Genomic DNA, 1,851 nt, shown 5'->3' with positions numbered 1-1,851 from the left:
CGGGTGCAGCCGCACCAGCACATGTGTTCGGCCCTCGTCGTCCGTCTCGCGGCCGGTGACGCGGCCGTTCTCGTAGAGCCAGGCCAGCGCCTCGCCCTGTGACGGGTCCAGCACCAGTTCGGTCTCCGGGTCGTCGTCGATCAGGCCGGCGATCGTCTCGCGCAGGGGTTCGATCCCCTCCCCGGTCCAGGCCGAGACCGCGACGGCCTTGCCCTGGGCCCGCAGCCGTTCGGCCTGACCCAGAACAGCCTCGCGCACATCCTCGGCCAACAGATCGGTCTTGTTCCAGACCTCGAGCACGCGGCGCGTCTTGCCCTCCGGCGTCTCGATCTGTTTCAGCACCGCCTCGACGTCCTTGGACTGGGCCTCGCTGTCGGCCGAGGCGATGTCGCGGACGTGCAGGATCAGGTCGGCCTCGCCCACCTCTTCCAGGGTGGCGCGGAAGCTCTCGACCAGTTCGTGCGGCAGATCGGAAATGAAGCCGACGGTGTCGGCCACGATCGCGGGCCGGCCCTGCGGCAGGCGGATGGTGCGCTGGGTCGTGTCCAGGGTGGCGAACAGCAGGTCCTTGGCGAAGACCTCGGACCCCGTCAGCCGGTTGAACAGCGTCGACTTGCCGGCGTTGGTGTAGCCGACCAGGGCGATGGTCGGGAACGGCACCTTCTGGCGCTGTTTGCGGTGCAGGCCGCGCGTGCGGCGCACCTCGTCCAGTTCGACCTTCAGCCTGACGATCCGGTCGGCGATCAGGCGCCGGTCCAGTTCGATCTGGGTCTCGCCGGGGCCGCCCGTGCTTCCGGTGCCGCCGCGTTGCCGTTCAAGGTGGGTCCAGGTCCGCACCAGCCGCGACTTCTCATAGTCCAGCCGCGCCAGTTCGACCTGCAGCCGGCCTTCCTTGGTCCGCGCGCGGCGGCCGAAGATTTCGAGGATCAGGCCGGTGCGGTCGATGACCTTGCAGTCCCAGGCCTTTTCCAGATTGCGCTGCTGCACCGGCGACAGGTCGTCGTCGACGACCACGGCCTCGGCCTCGGCGGCGCGGACCAGGGCGGCCAGTTCCTCGACCTTGCCGGTCCCGAACAGGGTGGCGGGCGTGGGTTTGCGGATGCGCACGATCTCCTCGGCGCGCACGTCGAGGTCCAGCGCCCGGGCCAGGCCGACGGCCTCTTCCAGACGCTCGATGGACTGACGCGAGCTCTCGCTCGCGCCGAAGCCCGATCGTTCAGGGTGCAGGACGACGGCCCGGATCAGCGGGACGGCGTGGTCGATGTGTTTGGACGTCAAGTTTGTGGTGCTGCTTTCAAAGGCGTCATCCTCGGGCGTGACCCGAGGATCGGATTGTCCGGTGCTGACTGGCAGATAGGAAGCCGTCAGACAAAGGGCCATCCCCGACGCACAGGCGCACCACGTCCGGCCCTCAGGTCAAGCCCGGGGGTGACGCGGCGAGAAGGGGCTCAGTCCTCGTCGGCTTCCGGCTCGTACAGCTGCACGGGCGCGGACGGCATGATGGTCGAGATGGCGTGCTTGTAGACCAGTTGCGACTGGCCGTCGCGGCGCAGCAGCACACAGAAGTTGTCGAACCAGGTCACGATGCCCTGCAGCTTGACCCCGTTGACCAGGAAGATGGTCAGCGGCGTCTTGGTCTTGCGGACGCTGTTGAGGAAGGTGTCCTGAAGGTTCTTGGACTTGTCTTGCGACATGGCAGGTTCAGCCTGTTCTTGTTTGTTTTCGGGCCTTGGGAGCGGCGCTGGCGCGGATCGGGGGTCCGGCCCCGCCACCTTAGACGCCGCCCCGGCGGGGCCGCAACGCCTAGATGGCGTCGCGGATCGCCTGATCAAGATACAGGGTGCGCAGACG

2 protein-coding genes are annotated in these 1,851 nt (G+C 67.8%); both read right to left on the bottom strand.

Translation table 11 applies throughout. The features are described 5' to 3' along the window. On the bottom strand, nucleotides 1–1,278 hold a 1,278-nt coding region (gene hflX / locus V6M42_RS12490), incomplete at its 3' end, for a GTPase HflX (protein ID WP_332678765.1). A gap of 170 nt (nucleotides 1,279–1,448) precedes the next feature. Next, on the bottom strand, nucleotides 1,449–1,694 hold the full coding sequence (gene hfq, locus V6M42_RS12485) for an RNA chaperone Hfq (protein ID WP_055830158.1): 246 nt from the start codon (nucleotides 1,692–1,694) through the stop codon (nucleotides 1,449–1,451). Between the last annotated feature and the right edge of the window lie 157 nt (nucleotides 1,695–1,851).

Source organism: Brevundimonas sp. (genome assembly GCF_036677305.1).
Classification (GTDB): domain Bacteria; phylum Pseudomonadota; class Alphaproteobacteria; order Caulobacterales; family Caulobacteraceae; genus Brevundimonas.
This window is presented reverse-complemented; position numbering and strand designations above follow the sequence as displayed.